The sequence below is a fragment of the Jiangella alkaliphila genome (assembly GCF_900105925.1).
GTDB lineage: Bacteria > Actinomycetota > Actinomycetes > Jiangellales > Jiangellaceae > Jiangella > Jiangella alkaliphila.
The window spans coordinates 6636647-6650830 of record NZ_LT629791.1; the positions used below are offsets into that span (position 1 = coordinate 6636647).

Consider the following 14184-nt stretch of genomic DNA (forward strand, 5'->3'; position numbering starts at 1 on the left):
ACCGGAGAAGCTCTCCATATGCTAGCTCGTGTCGAAGCGGAGACTCTGTCCGCTTATTCCACACCTCGATCCCGGGAGCATCTTCGTGCCTGGATCCACCCTGCTCGCCCCCAGCACCGCCGAGCCCACGACCGGGCCGCACCGGCCCGGACTGGTGCTCACCGCACTGCTGACCTGCCAGTTGATGATCATCCTCGACGTCACGGTGATGAACGTGGCGCTCCCCCGCATCCGCGACGACCTCGGCTTCTCGGCCACCGGGCTGTCGTGGGTGATGAGCTCGTACACGCTGGTCTTCGGCGGCCTGCTGCTGCTCGGCGGCCGCGCCGGCGACCTGCTCGGACGGCGGCGGCTGCTGATCGCCGGCGTCACCGTGTTCACCGTCGCCTCGCTGGCCGGCGGGTTCGCGGACTCCCCGGCGACGCTGGTCGCCGCCCGCATCGCGCAGGGTCTGGGCGCGGCGATGGCCGGCCCGAGCACGCTCGCGCTGCTGGCGACGTCGTTCACCGACCCACGGGCGCGCATGCGGGCGCTCGCGCTGTTCTCCGGCATGGCCAGCGCCGGGTTCGCGGTCGGCCTGATCGCCGGCGGGCTGCTCACCGAGTGGCTGTCGTGGCGGTCGGTGCTGTTCATCAACGTGCCGGTCGGCGCGCTGATCGTCGTGCTGGCGCTGCTGTACGTGCCCGAGCCGGCCCGGCACCCGGCGCGACTGGACCTGCTCGGCGCGGCGACGGGGTCGGCCGGCATCGCGGCGCTGGTCTACGGCTTCATCCGCGCGGCCTCGGACGGCTGGGGCGACGGACTCACCGCCGGCTCGCTCGTGGCCGGCGTCGTCCTGCTGGCGACGTTCCTGCTGGTGGAGGCGCGGACGGCGGAGCCGCTGCTGCCGCTGCGGCTGTTCGCCGACCGCAACCGCGCGGCGGCGTTCGTCAACTTCCTGCTCGGCCCGATGGCCGGCATGTCGATGTTCTTCTTTCTCACCCAGTACCTGCAGGACGTGCACGGCTACGGCGCGCTGGCCACCGGCGTCGCGTTCCTGCCGATGGCGCTGGTGCTGTTCACGACGACACGCTTCATCGCCGTTCTGCTGCCCCGGTTCGGACCGAAGCCGCTGGCGCTGACCGGCGCGGTGCTGATGAGCACCGGCATCGCGCTGTTGAGCCGCTTGGACGTGGACAGCGCCTACGCCGCCGGGCTGCTGCCGTCGATGCTGCTCATGGGCCTCGGCATGGGGCTCGCGATCGCGCCGCTGAACGTCGTCGTCATGACCAGCGTCCCGCCCGCCGACGCGGGTGCGGCCGGCGGCGTGCTGCAGACGATGCAGCAGGCCGGCGCCACGCTGGGACTGGCGATCCTGGTGACGGTCTTCGGCGCGAGCTCCCGCGACGCGGCCGCGGCGGGCGCGGCGCCGGACCAGGTGCTGGTGGCCGGCATGACGGACGCGTTCGTGGCGGGCGCGCTGATCGCGGCGACGGCGGTACTGGTGGCCCTGACGTTCCGCAGCCAGCGCCGCGCGGACCCGGTGTGAGTCAGGGGGCGGCGGCGTCGGGGGCCGGGGCCGGCTCGATGGCCAGGACGACGGCGGGCAGCAGGGGGTGCGGGACGTGCGGCATGCGTGCGGTGCGCCGGCGGGCGCGAGCCGCGGCCAGCAGCCGGACGAACAGCCACGCCGCCGCCATGACGGCCGCCGCCACGACCGGGGCGACCAGGATGACGGCGCGGAAGAGGAACACCACCGGCAGCGCCTCACCGAGGCCGGCGCCAGCCAGCATGAGGGCGCCGATCAGCGCGGTCTCGGCCGAGCCTATGCCGGCCGGGGTCGGGGTGGCGGCGGACAGCGCGGTGCCGGCGAGGTACGCGGCCATGCCGACGCCGATGCTGATCTCGACGCCGAAGCCGGCCGCGGCCAGCGCGAAGCCGGTCGCCAGGCAGGCCGCGGCGGTCAGCTGGGCGCCCAGCGCGGCGAGCGCCAGGATCGGCCGGGCCCGCACCGATGCCACGACGTCGCGTGCCGTCGCCCGCACCCGCTGCAGCTTGGTCTGCTCGGCCGGCAGCACCGTCACCGGCACCGGGTCGGGCACCGCGCGGGCGGCGCGCCGAGCGGCCAGCCGGCGGACCAGCAGCCGCACCACGACCACCACCAGCGTCGCCACCACGACGACGGTGAGCAGCCCGCTCCAGCCCTCGCGCAGCCAGGCGACGCCGAGCAGCAGCCCGGAGCCGTGCGCCAGCGCGCCCGCCACCGCCCACAGCGCGATGACGCCCGCGGCCGCCGTGTGCGAGGCGCCGCCGCGGCACAGGGCCGCGCCGAACACCCCGGCGGCACCGACGCCGGCCGGGACGACCCGGTTGGCCACCGTGCCGCCGATGTGCGCCGTCGCCGCGCCGGACCACGTCAGGTAGCCGGCCGCGATGGCCCGCTTGCCGGCGATGGACGCCGTCGTCGCGAGGATCCAGAAGACCGCGACCAGCAGCGGCACCCACGGGTTGCTGCGCATCGCCGAGATGAGGTTGGGAAGTACCGAGGGCAGGATGACGAGGCCCACGACCACCAGGATCGCGAGCACGGCCAAGAGACCGACAACCCGGCGAGTGCTGCCGAACATCGCACGCCGCCGGGCCTGTGTGGTGGTCCGTTCCTCGATCGCCACGTCCCTATAGTGACCTACCGAAACGTCCATAGTCTGTAGTAGAGGCGTACAACTGGCATCGATTCGCCCTCTCACCAGCGCACTTGACACGGAAAGTTCGTCAGCCGACGCGCCGGAGCCAGGTGAAACCGGTGTTCTCGCCGAGGCAGGTCTGCAGGATCACGTCGCACCGGTCGCCGCAGGTCCACTGCTCGGCCGGCCCGAGCTGCGACGCCCGGCCCGGCGCGATCACCCGGTCGACGACCTCGTACAGACCGGCCTGCTCGCCGGTGAGCTGCACGTACGACTGCATCGGCAGCTCGTTCCACCAGGCGTTGCCGAGGAAGTCGTGTCCGACGACGAACACGCCGGCGTCCACCGACGTGTAGTGGCAGCCGACGCCGTGCGGCAGCGCGTCGACCTCGGCCTGGGTGGCGCACGAGCCCACCGGGATCGTCGCCGCCTCGATCGCCGTCACCGTCACGTCGGTGCTGGTCACCGGGAGGTAGCGGGTGCCGCCCGGGTACACGGCGCGGTAGGCGGTGGACGTCGTGGGCGCGACGGTGGTGGTCGCGGCGCCCTCGGCCGACGTCGTCAGCGTCGTCACCACGGCCCACGCGCCGTCGACGAGTGCCTGCACCTGCACGTCGCCGATGATCGGGACGTCCTCGGTGTTGTGCCAGCCGATCGTCAGCACCGAGCCGCCGCCGGCCACCACCTGCGCGGGCGCCGCGGACAGCGTCAGCGCCGACTCCAGCCGCGTCTCGGCGATGACGGCGACCTCCGCGGACACCTGCGGGGCGAGCTCGTCGCTGCCGGGGTAGGCGAGCCGGTAGATCGCCGACGTCGCCACCGTCACGCTGGTCGAGGCCCGGCCGGTCGACGTGGTCAGCTCGGCGACGGTGACCCAGCTGGCGCCCTCGGCGCGCTGCAGCAGGACGACGCCGTCGACGCCGTAGCCGTCGGTGTCGATCCAGGTCGCGGTGAACACCTCGGTCGCGCCGGGGTCGGTGAGCCCGGGCGCGGTGAGGTACAGCTCGGTCGGCTTCGGCCCGGCCGGCGCGCCGGGTTCGGTCTCCGGCGGAGCGGCGGGTGGTTCGGCGGGCGTGGACGGCGTGGGCGTCGGCGCGGCCGGCCCGGACGGCGTGGGCGCGGGGACCGGCGCGTCCGTCCCGCCCGTCTCGGCGCCGGTTGCCGGCCCGTCCGGCGCGGACGGGTCGGCGGTCAGCGGCGTCGGCACGGGTGCGACGGCGCCGTCGGCGGTGTGCGCCGTCACCGGATGCGCGGCGGACGGCACGTCGGGCAGCGGCGGGCGGTCGTTCGAGGAGACGTAGAACGCGACGGCCGCGGCCACGGTCAGGATCGCGAGCACGGCGCCGAGGGCACGGTTCACGGCTGCTCACCTCCGGTGGGATCCGTGGGGGTGTCGGTGGGCGGGCCGATGGACGGCCCGGTCGGGGTGGGCGACGGCGTGTCCGTCGGCGTGGGCGTCTCGGAGGCCGTCGGCGACGGGTCGGGCTCCTCGGTCGGCGGCGGGCCGACCGCCACCACGAGCGTCACCGTCGACCCGAGCCGCAGGCTGGTCCCCGCGACCGGCTGCACGCCGAGCACCGTCCCGGGCGCCTGGCCGGCCGCCTCGGACGGCGACTCCTCGACGGTGAACCCGGCGTCCTGCACGCGGGCTCGCGCGTCGCCGATGCCGAGGCCCGTCACGTCGGGGACCACCTGGTTGCCGCTGGCCAGCGTCAGCGTGACGACGGCGCCCGGCTCGAGCGCCGCCCCCGCGGCGGGGTCGCTGGCCAGAACGGTGTCCGCGGGCCGCGCGGAGTCCTCGCGCCGCAGCTCGCCGAGCGCCAGCCCGGCCCCGTCGAGCAGCCCGCGCGCCTCGGCGAGGGTGGCGCCGTCCAGCTGCGGCACCGCGACCGACGGGCGCGCCTGCGGCCCGCCGGACACGACGATCAGCACCGTGGACTCCTCGGGCACCGACTCGCCCGCCGCCGGGTCGGTCCGCACGACCAGCCCGGCCGCGACGGTGTCGTGCGGCTCGGTCCGGACGCTGCCGTCGCGCAGGCCGGCGGTGTCCAGTGCCTGCTGGGCGGCCTCGGCGGTCTGGCCGGCGACGTCGGGGACGGTGACGGAGGCGGCCGCGGGTTGCTCCGGCCCGGCGAACAGCCAGAGCAGCAGCGCGACCAGCCCGGCCAGCGTCATCACCAGCAGCGTGACGGGCCAGAGCACGGACCGCCGCTCCGGCGGCTCCGGCGGGCGCGGCGCGACCATCGGTTGCGCCTGGACGATGCGGGCCGGCTCCTGCCGCCGCCGCTCGGCCAGCTCGCGGGCCATCGGGACCGGCACCGACGCCGGGCCGGCCGGGCGCCGCACCGGCGCGAACGTCGTCGTCGTCGAGACCCGCGGGATCACCTGGGTGGTGCTGTGGTCCGGCCCGGCGGCCCGCAGCTCGCCGGCCACCCGGAGCACCTCGGCGCGCAGCTCGCCCGCCGTCGCCGGGCGGTCCCCCGGCCGCTTGGCCAGCGTCCGCACCAGCAGCGCGTCCAGCACCGCCGGCACCCCCGGCAGCCGCGACGACGCCAGCGGCACCACCGCGGTCACGTGCATCAGCGCGACGTCGCGCACCTCGTCGGCGACGTACGGCGGACCGCCGGTGACCAGCGCGAACAGCAGGCAGCCGACGGCGTACAGGTCGCTGCGGCGGTCGACCCGCAGGCCCTGCGCCTGCTCCGGCGACACGTAGGAGACGCTGCCGTGGACGACCTCGGACTCGCCGCTCTGCTCGCCGACCGCCGCGATGCCGAAGTCGAGCACCTTGACCGCGCCGTCGTCGGTGATCATGACGTTGCCCGGGCTGATGTCGCGGTGCACGACGCCGCGCAGGTGGGCGTGCTCGAGCGCGCCCAGCACGTGCGCCGTCAGCTCCAGCGCGTCGACGGGATCCAGCGGCGGCATCGCGCCACTGCTCAGCAACGTGCGGACGGTCCGGCCGCGGATCCGCTCCATCGCGATCCAACAGATCAAGGACCGCCCGGCCGGGCCTTCTACCTCGTCCGACCCAACGTCGTGCACCGTCACGATGCCCGGGTGGCTCAGCATGGCCGCCGCGGTCGCCTCGACCTGGAACGCCGCCTGCGCCGAGGCGTCGGCGGCGAGGTCGGGCCGCAACACCTTGACGGCGACCGGCCGGCCCAGCCGGGTGTCGCGGCCGGCGAACACCGTCGCCGATCCGCCCGTGCCCAGGATCTCGCCCACCTCGAACCGGCCGCCGAGCACGGTGCCCGGCGGGACCAGCGGCGGGATGGCGAGGTCGTGGGTGGTCATGGTCAGCTCCAGCTGGCGCGGGCGTAGCCGTTGGCGGTCTCGAGCACCTTCGCGGCGTACTCCGTCGATCGGTTGTAGGTGAGGACGGCGTGCTGCCAGTCGGCGCCGTCGCTGAGGTCGCCGCCGTCGGCGCACAGGTAGCGCCCGGCCGCCAGCGCGACGTCGTCGAGGTTGTGGACGTCGCTGACGCCGTCGCCGTTCCCGTCGGCGCCCCACCGGCTCCACGTCGACGGGATGAACTGCATGGGGCCGACGGCGCGGTCCCACTCGGTGTCGCCGTCCAGCTCGCCGCCGTCGGTGTCGCCGATGGCCGCGACCCCCTCGCCGCCGTCGAGCGGGATGCCGATGATCGGGTCGGCGGTGCGGCCGTCCTCCCGGACGTGGGTGCCGCCGAACGTGCCGTGGTGCGACTCGACGGCGCCGACGCCGGCCAGCGTCGGCCAGCCCAGCCGGCACTCCGGCTGCTCGTCGGCCAGCCGCAGCGCGGCCGCGGCGTACGAGACCAACGCGCGGGCCGGGATGCCCGTCCGCCCGCCGACGTCGAGCGCCCACTCCGGCGAGACGCCCAGGACCGACGCGTTGTCAGCCGCCACGGCCTCCGCCTGCGTGCCGTCCGCCGGCGGCTCGCCGACGACGCCGTCCGTCACCGCCGGGGCGACGACCAGCGGCCGCTCGGCGCCGTCGGGCACGGTCCGGGACACGGTGAGGACCAGCCCGGCGACGGCGACGATCGCCAGCGCCGAGAGGATCGTCGTACCGCGCCCCGGGCCGGTCACCCGAACCGCCCGTGCACGTAGTCGCTGGTCCGCTCGTCCTGCGGGTTCTCGAACATCACCGACGTCGGCCCGTGCTCGACGATGACGCCCGGCGTGCCGTGCGAGGCGAGGAAGAACGCGCACCGGTCGGACACGCGAGCCGCCTGCTGCATGTTGTGCGTGACGATGACGATCGTCACCTCGGACACCAGCTCCGCGATCGTCTCCTCGATCCGCCGCGTCGACGTCGGGTCCAGCGCCGAGCACGGCTCGTCCATCAGCAGCACCCGCGGCTGGATGGCCAGCGACCGGGCGATGCACAGACGCTGCTGCTGGCCGCCGGAGAGCGCGCCGCCGGGCTGGCGGAGGCGGTCGCGGACCTCCTTCCACAAGCCGGCCTTCGTCAGGCACGTCTCGACGAGGTCGTCCCGGCTCCGCTTCGACGTGCGCAGCCCGGTCAGCTTCAGCCCGGCCACGACGTTGTCGTAGATCGACATCGCCGGGAACGGGTTCGGCTTCTGGAACACCATCCCGATCTGCCGCCGCGCGTCGGTCAGCCGCCGGTTCGGCGCGTAGATGTCCTGCCCGTCCAGCATGACCTCCCCCGCCAGCGACGCCGACGGGATCAGCTCGTGCATGCGGTTGAGGATCCGCAGGAACGTCGACTTGCCGCACCCGGACGGCCCGATCAGCGCCGTGACCTCGCCGGCGCGCATGGACAGCGAGACCCGGTCCAGCACCTTGTGGGTGCCGAACCAGGCCGAGATCGACCGCGCGTCCAGCCCGGCCAGCGACGCGACGTTCTGCGCCGCATCACTCGGCGACGGACGGCTCGCGTGGACGGCGGGCAGGGCGGTGGTGTGGTCGGCCTGTGCGGTCATCGGGTGTCCTTCTCGTTGTCGGTCGTTCTAGAGCAGATTCGGTAGCAGCCGGGCGACCTGGTCGGCGGTCGTCAACCCGAACGCGGCGATGACGGGGATGCCGACCACCCAGGCCTGCCAGTGGCCGAGACGGTTGCGGGCCCAGACGGTGCCGGCGACCGCCAGCAGCAGTCCCTGGCCGAGCAGCACCAGCGGGTACCACGCGTCTTCGTCGGTGGCCATGGTCTGCTCGCTGAGCGGCAGGCTGGGCGTGGTCAGCGATCGCGGCGGCGCCGGGTGCGCGTCCGACACCAGCTCGGCGTCGACCCGCAGCACGCCCGACGGCAGCAGGGGCCGCCCGTCGGACGTGACCAGGGTCAGCCGGCCCTCTCCCTCCGCCGCCGGCTGCGGCAGCGGGTCACCCTCGCGGCGCACCCCGATGACGCGGTAGACGTGTTCGCCCTGTCCCGTGACGGCGGTGATCTGGTCGCCGGCGCTCAACGTGTTGATGCGGCTGAAGGGCCCGCCGTAGGTGGTCCGGCGGCCCATGACCACGCTGGTGCCCTGCTGACCGGGCAGCACGGTGTCGCGCCGGTGCCCCGGCCCGGACCGCATGACGTCGGACGTCGTGCCCTCGAACACCACCTCGCTCACGCCGAGCGCCGGGATCTCCAGCAGAGCGACCGGGGTGCCCAACGCCATCAGCCGGTCGGGTGCCTCCTCCTGGGTCTCCTCGCCTGGCGGACCGACCTCGGGCAGCTCCGGCGGCGCGAGCTGCCCGACCGGCGCGACGGCGTTGGCGAGGTCCGCGCGGAAGTCGGCGTACGCGGTCTGCTGGTCGCGGTCGTGCTGGATCTGCGACAACAGCACGACGTGCACGATGAAGCCCAGCGCCACGATCGCGAGGATCTGCAACGCCACGGCCGGGACGTACGCGGCGGCCGACGGAACGCGGGTGCGCTTGCGCTGCCCGGGCCGTGGGGTGGCCTGGCCGGACGGTGGCACGCCGCCGCGCCCACCGCCCTCTCCGTCCCCGGGCGGGTCACCGGGAACGGAGGGAGGCGGCGGCGCGGCGACCGGCGGCACGCGCTCGGGCTCCGGCGCGCCACCATGGACCGGGCCGGGATCGGCCGGCTCGGTCCTGTCCGTGGTGCCTGGCGGCATCAGCGTCGTCATGTACCGCTCTTTCGCATCTCGGGCCCGGTGACGCTCAGGTCACCGTGCGTGCTGCTCATGAGGGCGTCGCGAACCGATGTCTTCGCCCGCTTGAACGCCAGATGGACATCCAGGTGAACAGCCGTCGTGCCGCGGTCCTCCAGGGAACCCGCGGCACGGCGCTCGCTGTTCTTCGTCATCGATGCGTCCATGTCCTGTCAGCCGTTGGGGAACGCCCGCAGCGTCTCGAGGATCGCGCCGCAGCCACTTCCCAGCGAGCCGAAGCCGTGGAGCGTGATCGTCGGCTGCCCATTGGTGGTCGCGGTGCACACACGGGAGCTCGCGCCGTTGAACGCGATGCGCAGGAGGGAGTCGGTGCCGCCCGTGCGAACCTGGTTATACGACATGACGTTGTAGAGCTGCCGTGTGATCGGGAACGCCGAGTTGAACACCTCGTTGCCGGGCGTGGCCTCGGTGTACGGCGCCACACCGTTGTTGTTGTGCAGGTCCGCGCCGTTGCGACGGTCCGGAACGCCGGGCAGCCCGTTCCCCTGAGCGATCCACTGGGCGATCGAGTACGGGCCGATCGCGTTCGGGTCGGCCCCGAGCAGCGAACCGTCGTGCTCCTGGAACGGCACGCCGCCGATCGAGTCGTGCACCCACGCCGGCAGCGTGGTGGCGTTGATCTGCATCTGCTCGGCCCAGAGCTGACGCGTCTCCGAGCCGGACTGCGGAACCAGCAGCGTGATGTTCACGTCCGGCGTGTAGGTGGTGCCACCCACCGTCACGGAAGCTCCGTCGCGGTAGAGCGTGCGCAACTGGTCCAGCGTGAACTGGTCAGCGTTGATGGCGCTGGTCGGACCGGTCGCGGTCGTCACGCCGTCCAGCGCGAACGGCACGTACACGAGCTGACCGGTCAGGCTGGCGTTGGTGCCCGGACCGCTGGACGAACGCGCGAAGTCGAAGACGTCCGATCCCACGGGTACCGGGTGCTGGTCGCCCGGGGGCACCGGTGCGGCGACGCCCAGCGAGCGGCGCAAGGCGTTCACGCCTTCGACGGATCCGCTCGGCCGGTTCACCGTGATCCCCTTGACGACGATCGGGTCCGGGCCGAACGAGTGCCACGACGTCAGCAGGCCACCGGATGCTTCCGAGATGCCTTGCATCACCTGCTCGGTGATGGCCGCGCCCGCGCCGTGCCGCACACCGTTGGGTGGCGGATCGGCATGTGCCGACCCGGTCAGTGCGCCGGTCGCCAGAACGACGAGGCCCAACGCCGCGGCTGCCCTCCGGCCGAACCTTCTCGTTGTCATCGCTCCTCCGTCAATCTCGTGGTGTCAGCCGTTGGGGAAGGCCCGCAGGGACTCGAGCACCGCGCCGCAGCCGCTCCCGAGCGAGGCGAAGCCGTAAAGCTCGATGGTCGAGACGAACGTCCCCGACCCGGCCGGATGCTCGGTCGTCGAGGTGCACGACCGCGAGGTCGGGCCGTTGAACGCGACGCGCAACGAGGCGTCGGTGCCACCGGTGCGGACCTCGTTGTAGGCCGCGACGTTGTAGACCTGCCGGGTCACCGGAAAGACGGGGTTGAGCACCTCGTTGCCCGGCGTCGCCTCGGTGTACGGCTGAATGCGGTTGATCGCATGGAGATCGACGCCTTCCCGGCGGTCGACGACCCCGGGCAGTCCGTTCCCCTGGCCGATCCATGACGCGACCGAGAACGGCCCTATCGCCCTCGAGTTCCCCTCCAGCAGCGTGCCGTCGTTCTCCTGGAACGGCAGCGTGGCGATCTGGTCGTGCACCCACGCCGGCAGCGTGGTGGCGCTGATCTGCATCTGGTCGGCCCAGAACTGGCGCAGACCGGAGCCGGACTGCGGGATCAGCAGTGCGATGTTGACGTCCGGCGTGTAGGTCGTGCCGCCCACGGTGACCGAGTCGCCGTCACGGTAAAGCGTGCGCAGATCCGCCAGCGTGAAGTCGTCAGCCGGGATGGTGCTTGCCGGACCCGTCGCCATCGCTACGGCGTCCAGCGCGAACGGCACGTACACGAGCTGGCCGGTCGAGCTGGCGTTGCTGCCCGGGCCACTGGACGAACGCGCCCAGTCGAACGCATCCGCACCCAGCGGCACCGGCTGAGTCGCCCACGGGGTGTTGACGTTGGTGCCGCGCGAGCGACGCAGCGCAGCAAGCCCTTCCAGGGAGCCGTTCGGCCGGGTGACGGTGACGCCGGGCTTCGGCGTGATGGAGCTGTGGATGCTCGGCGACGCGTGCCATGACTCGATAAGCCGCCGGACGCAGCCGCGATGCTCTGCAGCACGTCCTGGGTGGTGTCCGAGCCGGCGCCCACGCGGATCCCCTCCGGCGGTGGATCGGCCTGGGCCGGGCCACTGAGCGCACCGACGGCCAGCGCCGCCGCGCAAAGATTGACGGCGACCGTTCTTGTGATGAGCTTCATCATGTCCTCTCAGTGGCCCGGACGGCCGTCAGGAGCCAGCGGCGTCGTCGAAGGTCAGCAGCTCGTCGCGTCGGCTGCGGCGGACGAACGCGTAGCCCGCGCTGACCGCGGCCAGGCCCAGGAGCAGCGCCGGCCCGACGATGAAGGCGCCGGTCTGCGCGAGGTTGCCGGACGGGTTGGCGTTCCCGCCGGCGGTGCCACCGGCAGCGCCAGCGGTGCCGTCGTCAGTCCCGCCGGCCGCGCCGGTGTCGTCGCCGTTCTCGGTGCCGTTCTCCTCGCCGGTCTCGGTGCCGTTCTCCTCGCCCGTCTCGCCGGCCAGCTGGAACGGCCACTCGAGCGTCTGGCCGGCGCCGGCGAAGTCGAGCTGGTGCTGACCCGGCTCCATCGCGGTCGCGGTGAACTCCGTCACCACGGACCCCTCGTCGTCGGCCGGGATCGGGTCGCCGAGCACCTCCTCGGTGTCGGTGCCCGCGTCGAGCGTGACGGTGACCTCTTCCTCCGCCTGGAAGCCGGGGGCGGTGAGCGTCACGACCTGGCCGTCCTGCAGCACCGGGTTGTCGCCGAGCGGGTTGCCGTCCGCGTCGACGGCAGTCACCTGCGGACCGGTGTCGCCCACCGTGTACGGCACCGAGGTCGAGGTGGACGCCGTGAACGCCGCCGGGTCGGTCGGCGAGAAGGACGCGGTCAGCGACAGCTCGCCCTCGGGCAGCTCCGTCGTGGTCAGCTCCGCGGTTCCCGACTCGACCGGCACGGCCTCGCCGACGGTCTCGGTGCCGGCCCGGAACTGCACCGTGCCCGCGGCTTCACCCGGCGCAACCGTTGCCGTCATCGTCACCTCGGCGCCCGCCTCGACCGGGCTTTCCGGCGCCACGGTCAACGTCGTGGTGGTCTGCACCGCCGCCGGGTCGTTCACGGTCAGCGGGATCCCGGCGGCCGTCTGCGACTCGGCGAACTCGTTGGGGTCCTCGGGGCTGAACGCCGCAGTCAGGACGTACTCGCCGGCGTCGAGATCGTCCAATGCGATCGTTGCGGTCCCGGACGAGACGTCGGCCTCGCCGAGCGACACGGGCTCGTCGAGGTCCGGGTGGCTGTCGAAGAACTCGACCGAACCAGTCGCCTCCGACGGGTCCATCGTCGCGGTGAGCTCGACCTCGGTGCCGGCCTCAACGTCAGTGACCGGCTCGTCATCGACGGTGGCATCCAGGGTCACACTCGTCTGCGTCGCCGAGGGCGGCTCCGCGGTGATCTGCCAGCTGAGATCGTTGAATGTCAGCCATGCGGAGAACGCGGCGACGGTGTTCGCGTTGGTCGCCGGAAGGTCGGTGTGACAGAACGCCAGGATCTCATAGCTCCCCGGCTCCTGGAACGCGGGATGACCGATGAATGAGCCCCACACAAAGGCAACGAACGGATCCCCGAAGAGCCCCTCGGCAAATGGAGGTCCCACGTCCTCACTCGCCCCGTAGGTCACGTTGCCTTCGAATGTCCGGTCGGACTGATCGGCAATGACCGCCGCGGTCATGCTGATGTGGCCGTCCGGACACGCCTCCGGCGCGGTGAGCTTGGTCCACCCGATGACCGTCGCTTCGGCGATCAGTCCGCTGCTTGGGTCAGCTGTCAACCTCGGCAGAGGGGGTTCTTCGGAGGCGTCGGCCGCACCGAACGGACCGGCGACGACGAACGCCATCACCAGCATCAGCGCAGCGGCCACCGCCAACATCCACCGAGTACCGGGCCGCGCCACGGTCGTCGTAGTCCTCATCGAACGGCTCCTCAATCCTTGATCGGGTCAGATGTGCTCGTATGCTCCGACGCGGCCGGGCGCGCCTGGTGGGCGAGCCCGACCTCGTCGGAGCTAGTGCTGTTCAGTTGCCGGCATCAGCCGTTGGGGAAGGCCCGCAGCGTCTCGAGGATCGCGCCACAGCCGCTCCCGAGGGAGCCGAAGCCGTAGGTCGTGATCGTCAGCTGGCCGCCGGTGGTCGCCGTGCACGCACGGGAGTTGGGGCCGTTGAACGCGGTGCGCAGGGTGGCGTCGGTGCCGCCGGTGCGAACCTCGTCGTAGGACACGATGTTGTAGACCTGCCGGGTGATCGGGAAGGCCGTGTTGAGCACCTCGTTGCCCGGGGTGGCCTCGGTGTACGGCGCCACACCGTTGATGTTGTGCAGGTCCGCGCCGTTGCGACGGTCCGGCACGCCGGCCAGGCTGTTGCCCTGGGCGATCCATTGGGCGATCGAGTACGGGCCGATCGCATTCGGGTTCGCCGCGAGCAGCGAGCCGTCGTGCTCCTGGAACGGGGCCCCGCCGATGTTGTCGTGCACCCACGCCGGCAGCGTGGTGGCGTTGATCTGCATCTGGTCGGCCCAGAACTGGCGCGTGCCCGAGCCGGACTGCGGGATGAGCAGCGTGATGTTCACGTCCGGCGTGTAGGTGGTGCCGCCGACCGTCACCGAGGCGCCATCGCGGTAGAGCGTGCGCAGCTGCGCCAGGGTGAACTGGTCAGCGTCGATGGTGCTGCTCGGGCCGGTCGCCGTGGTGACGGCGTCCAGCGCGAACGGCACGTACACGAGCTGACCGGTCAGGCTGGCGTTGGTGCCCGGGCCGCTGGACGAACGCGCGAAGTCGAAGACGTCCGAGCCGAGCGGAACCGGCTGGGTCGCCCACGGCGTGTTGACGTTGGTGCCGCGCGAGCGACGCAGCGCGTCCCGGCCCTCGCTCGAGCCGTTCGGCCGGGTGACCGTGAAGCCGGGCTTGGGCGTGATGGAGCTGTGGACGTTCGGCGACGCGTGCCACGACTCCAGCAGACCACCGGACGCGACGGAGATGCCCTGCAGCACGTCCTGGGTGGTGTCCGAGCCGGCGCCCACGCGCACGCCCTCCGGCGGCGGGTCGGCCTGGGCCGGAGCGCTGAACGCGCCGAGCGTCAGCGCGGCGGCTGCCAGCCCGAACGCGGCGGTCTTCCCGAAGGTCTTGACCTTCATGTGTGTCCCCTTTCAGGACTCGG

Annotated in this window: 13 protein-coding genes; 2 read left to right on the forward strand and 11 right to left on the reverse strand. The window is 72.9% G+C overall.

Annotated elements, in window-relative coordinates; translation table 11 throughout:
- The first annotated feature begins 85 nt into the window (after nucleotides 1-85).
- Entirely contained in the window at nucleotides 86-1528 is a 1443-nt protein-coding gene (locus BLV05_RS30620; protein ID WP_046768825.1) for an MFS transporter, read from the forward strand.
- A 1-nt stretch (nucleotide 1529) separates the two neighbouring features.
- On the opposite strand, the gene BLV05_RS30625 is transcribed toward BLV05_RS30620, so the two are convergent.
- The 10 genes from BLV05_RS30625 to BLV05_RS30670 all read right to left on the reverse strand — a co-directional run bounded on the left by BLV05_RS30625 (nucleotide 1530) and on the right by BLV05_RS30670 (nucleotide 12578).
- Nucleotides 1530-2651: a lysylphosphatidylglycerol synthase domain-containing protein gene (locus tag BLV05_RS30625; protein ID WP_046768824.1), complete on the reverse strand. Its 1122-nt coding sequence runs from the start codon at nucleotides 2649-2651 to the stop codon at nucleotides 1530-1532.
- 100 nt (nucleotides 2652-2751) lie between these two features.
- Nucleotides 2752-4023, reverse strand: coding sequence for a hypothetical protein (locus BLV05_RS30630; RefSeq protein ID WP_046768823.1), 1272 nt, complete (start codon nucleotides 4021-4023; stop codon nucleotides 2752-2754).
- On the reverse strand, nucleotides 4020-5960 hold the full coding sequence (pknB, locus tag BLV05_RS30635) for a Stk1 family PASTA domain-containing Ser/Thr kinase (protein ID WP_046768822.1): 1941 nt from the start codon (nucleotides 5958-5960) through the stop codon (nucleotides 4020-4022). Before pknB ends, BLV05_RS30630 begins: the two co-directional genes overlap by 4 nt.
- A gap of 2 nt (nucleotides 5961-5962) precedes the next feature.
- Entirely contained in the window at nucleotides 5963-6736 is a 774-nt protein-coding gene (locus BLV05_RS30640; RefSeq protein WP_052762466.1) for a lytic transglycosylase domain-containing protein, read from the reverse strand.
- Nucleotides 6733-7596, reverse strand: coding sequence for a phosphate ABC transporter ATP-binding protein PstB (gene pstB / locus BLV05_RS30645; protein WP_082155232.1), 864 nt, complete (start codon nucleotides 7594-7596; stop codon nucleotides 6733-6735). The genes BLV05_RS30640 and pstB overlap by 4 nt, the downstream gene beginning before the upstream one ends.
- Nucleotides 7597-7623: 27 nt before the next feature.
- Nucleotides 7624-8751, reverse strand: a complete 1128-nt coding sequence (locus tag BLV05_RS30650; RefSeq protein ID WP_152690753.1) for a sortase — start codon at nucleotides 8749-8751, stop codon at nucleotides 7624-7626.
- Complete coding sequence (locus tag BLV05_RS30655) at nucleotides 8748-8930, reverse strand: hypothetical protein (protein ID WP_152690752.1); 183 nt, start codon at nucleotides 8928-8930, stop codon at nucleotides 8748-8750. The genes BLV05_RS30650 and BLV05_RS30655 overlap by 4 nt, the downstream gene beginning before the upstream one ends.
- A gap of 18 nt (nucleotides 8931-8948) precedes the next feature.
- Complete coding sequence (locus tag BLV05_RS30660) at nucleotides 8949-10043, reverse strand: type 2 periplasmic-binding domain-containing protein (RefSeq protein ID WP_152690751.1); 1095 nt, start codon at nucleotides 10041-10043, stop codon at nucleotides 8949-8951.
- A 24-nt stretch (nucleotides 10044-10067) separates the two neighbouring features.
- Nucleotides 10068-10856 (reverse strand): hypothetical protein, encoded by a 789-nt coding sequence (locus BLV05_RS30665; RefSeq protein ID WP_046768820.1) that lies wholly within the window; start codon nucleotides 10854-10856, stop codon nucleotides 10068-10070.
- A gap of 354 nt (nucleotides 10857-11210) precedes the next feature.
- The gene (locus BLV05_RS30670) at nucleotides 11211-12578 is read right to left on the reverse strand and encodes an Ig-like domain-containing protein (RefSeq protein WP_160312743.1); all 1368 of its coding nucleotides are present in this window, start codon (nucleotides 12576-12578) and stop codon (nucleotides 11211-11213) included.
- A 109-nt stretch (nucleotides 12579-12687) separates the two neighbouring features.
- Between BLV05_RS30670 and BLV05_RS36750 the strand changes: the two genes are divergently transcribed.
- On the forward strand, nucleotides 12688-12966 hold the full coding sequence (locus BLV05_RS36750) for a hypothetical protein (RefSeq protein ID WP_160312742.1): 279 nt from the start codon (nucleotides 12688-12690) through the stop codon (nucleotides 12964-12966).
- 94 nt (nucleotides 12967-13060) lie between these two features.
- Here BLV05_RS36750 and BLV05_RS30675 read toward each other — a convergent pair whose 3' ends face one another.
- The gene (locus tag BLV05_RS30675) at nucleotides 13061-14161 is read right to left on the reverse strand and encodes a substrate-binding domain-containing protein (RefSeq protein ID WP_046768819.1); all 1101 of its coding nucleotides are present in this window, start codon (nucleotides 14159-14161) and stop codon (nucleotides 13061-13063) included.
- Nucleotides 14162-14184: the final 23 nt, after the last annotated feature.